We start from the raw sequence: 2,959 nt of genomic DNA, 5'->3' as shown, positions 1-2,959 counted from the left end.
GCCGCCGTCGTCAGGGCCGTCGCTGGGGCCGTCGCTGGGGCCGTCGGACGACCCGCCGTCGCTCGGACCGCGTCCCGGACCGTCCCCGGCATCCTCGTCACCCGGATCACCGTCGGCACCGTCGGCCACGTCCGCACCGCAGTGGTGGCGCACCACCACGACCTCCGGCATCCGGTCGGCGAGCACGTCGTCCAGCACGACCATCCCGGCGCCGGAGACGAAGGTCTCCCGGTGCCGCTCCCAGGCGTCCCCCCGCCACAGGTGCAGCTCGCCCACCATGCCCTCGTGGTTGTGGCCCCGCACCAGGCACACCGGGGTGGGGCTCGCCGAACAGCGCAACGAGTTGTGCGTGAGCCGCACACCCTGGGCGGGCAGGCGCGTGGTCCCGACCGCGCGGGAGGCGGCACCGCCCGCGCGCAGCGTTCCGGTCGTGCCGGCCCGGTCGGTCAGCAGCTCGACGAGCATCCCGTTGACCACCGTGGACGCGAGCACCCGGCACCGCTTTCCACCGCACACGGCCTCCTCCCGCGACCGCTCGCCGCCCGCCGGGGACTCCGGCGTCACCAGCGCGGCCGCCACCTGCGCGGCCACGGCGACCACCAACGCCGCGACCACCGTGATCAGCACGGGCCGCGGCGGCGACGTCCGACGCACAGACGACCTCCCTTCGCCACGCGAAAGGGTATGCCACGACGGCGCGTCGGAGTTCGACACGACGATTCCCGCGTGGAATGCCGACACGACCGCCGAGGGGCGGGCCGACAGCGGCGCCCCAGCGCGGGGGGAAGCGGACGTGAGCCTTCTCTCGCCCGGTGGAATCGGCGGAATCGTACACTCACGCGGGAGCAGCGAACGAGGAGGTAAGCGTGCCCGAGGAAGCCCCCGTCGGCAAGGTGCTCGTCGCCAATCGCGGAGAGATCGCGGTGCGGGTGATCCGGGCCGCGAAGGACGCGGGACTGGCCAGCGTCGCCGTGTACGCGGACCCGGACCGGGACGCCCCGCACGCGCGGCTGGCCGACGAGGCGTTCGCGCTGCACGGCTCCACCGCGGCGGACACCTACCTGGTGATCGACAAGCTGCTCGACGTCGCCGCGCGCTCGGGCGCGGACGCGGTGCATCCCGGGTACGGCTTCCTGTCCGAGAACGCCGACTTCGCCCAGGCCGTGCTCGACGCGGGCCTCACCTGGATCGGCCCCGACCCGGCGGCCATCCGCGACCTCGGCGACAAGGTCACGGCCCGGCACATCGCGCTCAAGGCCGGCGCACCCCTCGTGCCCGGCACGCAGGACCCGGTCGCCGACGCCGACGAGATCCTCGCCTTCGCCGACGAGCACGGACTGCCCGTGGCCATCAAGGCCGCCTTCGGCGGCGGCGGCCGGGGGCTCAAGGTCGCCCGCACCCGCGAGGAGATCCCGGAGCTGTTCGAGTCGGCCACGCGGGAGGCGGTGGCCGCCTTCGGCAGGGGTGAGTGCTTCGTCGAGCGCTACCTCGACCGGCCGAGGCACGTCGAGGCGCAGGTGCTCGCCGACAAGCACGGCGGCGTGGTCGTGGTCGGCACGCGGGACTGCTCGCTGCAACGCAGGCACCAGAAGCTGGTCGAGGAGGCCCCCGCGCCGTTCCTCACCGACGAGCAGCGCGACATCATCCACTCGTCGGCGAAGGCGATCTGCCGCGAGGCGGGGTACTCCGGCGCGGGCACCGTCGAATACCTCGTCGGTGACGACGGCACGATCTCGTTCCTCGAGGTGAACACGCGCCTCCAGGTCGAACACCCGGTGTCGGAGGAGACCACCGGCATCGACCTGGTGCGGGAGCAGTTCCGCATCGCCGAGGGCGCGCCCCTGCCGTTCACCGAGGACCCGGCCCCGCGCGGGCACTCGCTGGAGTTCCGCATCAACGGCGAGGACGCGGGCCGCGGTTTCCTTCCCGCGCCCGGCACGGTCACCCGGCTGCGGTTCCCCGAGGGTCCGGGCGTGCGCGTGGACTCCGGTGTCGAGAGCGGCAGCGTGATCGGGGGCCAGTTCGATTCCATGCTGGCCAAGGTCATCGTCACCGGAGCGGACCGGCGCCAGGCCATCGAACGCGCACGGCGGGCCCTCGACGAGATGGTCGCGGAGGGACTGCCGACGGTCCTGCCGTTCCACCGGACGATCCTGCGCGACAAGGCCTTCGTCGGCGACGAGTCCGGCTTCTCCGTGCACACCCGCTGGATCGAGACCGAGTTCGACAACACCATCGAACCGTTCACCGGCACCGCGGAGGCCGGCACCGAGGCCGAGGACCGCAGCACCGTCGTCGTCGAGGTCGGTGGGCGCAGGCTGGAGGTCTCGCTCCCCGCCGACCTCGCGCGGGGCGGGCAGAACCCGGCCGGGTCCGGCAAGGCCGCGCCCCGCAAGCGCGGGGGCGGTGCGAAGGCCGCCGTGAGCGGCGACGCGGTCACCGCCCCGATGCAGGGCACGGTGGTGAAGGTCGCCGTGGAGGAGGGCCAGCGGGTCGAGGCGGGAGACCTGGTGGTCGTGCTCGAAGCGATGAAGATGGAGAACCCGGTCACCGCGCACAAGTCGGGCACCGTCACCGGGTTGACCGCCGAGGTGGGCGGCGCGGTGAACCAGGGCGCCGTGCTCACCGAGATCACGGACTGACCGCGATCGGCACCGCGCCACGGCGACGAAGCCGTTCACCCCGGCGCCGCCGGGCGCCTACCATCGACACCGTGGCCGTCGACCGACCCGAGTACCGGCTCAGCGACGCTGAGCGGCAGGAGGCACTGGACGCGCTCGGCGAGCACGTCCGCAGCGGGCGGCTCGACCTGGTCGAGTTCGAGGAACGCTCGGGCCGGGTGAGCGCGGCCAAGCTGCGCCGCGACCTCGAACCGCTCTTCGCCGACCTTCCCGATCCCCGGCCCGGCGTGTTGCGGCGCGCCACGCCCGCACCGCGCCAGGGCCCCGGTGACGACCGC

The 2,959-nt window shown here is 73.7% G+C and carries 3 protein-coding genes; 2 read left to right on the top strand and 1 reads right to left on the bottom strand.

What is annotated here, in order from left to right; genetic code table 11:
• Window positions 1–654 (bottom strand): hypothetical protein (locus SACSA_RS26190; protein WP_198009068.1); only part of this gene is annotated, 654 nt, incomplete at its 3' end.
• Window positions 655–866: 212 nt separating this feature from the next.
• On the opposite strand from SACSA_RS26190, the gene SACSA_RS0113835 reads away from it, so the two are divergent.
• Both SACSA_RS0113835 and SACSA_RS22950 read left to right on the top strand, forming a co-directional pair.
• The gene (locus SACSA_RS0113835) at window positions 867–2,642 is read left to right on the top strand and encodes an acetyl/propionyl/methylcrotonyl-CoA carboxylase subunit alpha (RefSeq protein ID WP_019816502.1); all 1,776 of its coding nucleotides are present in this window, start codon (window positions 867–869) and stop codon (window positions 2,640–2,642) included.
• A 71-nt stretch (window positions 2,643–2,713) separates the two neighbouring features.
• Window positions 2,714–2,959, top strand: a 246-nt coding sequence (locus SACSA_RS22950) for a DUF1707 SHOCT-like domain-containing protein (RefSeq protein ID WP_019816501.1), incomplete at its 3' end; no start/stop codon positions are given.

The organism is Saccharomonospora saliphila YIM 90502 (assembly GCF_000383795.1).
GTDB lineage: Bacteria > Actinomycetota > Actinomycetes > Mycobacteriales > Pseudonocardiaceae > Saccharomonospora > Saccharomonospora saliphila.
The sequence above is the reverse complement of the archived record's forward strand: the minus strand, read 5'-3'. Positions and strand labels throughout refer to the sequence as shown.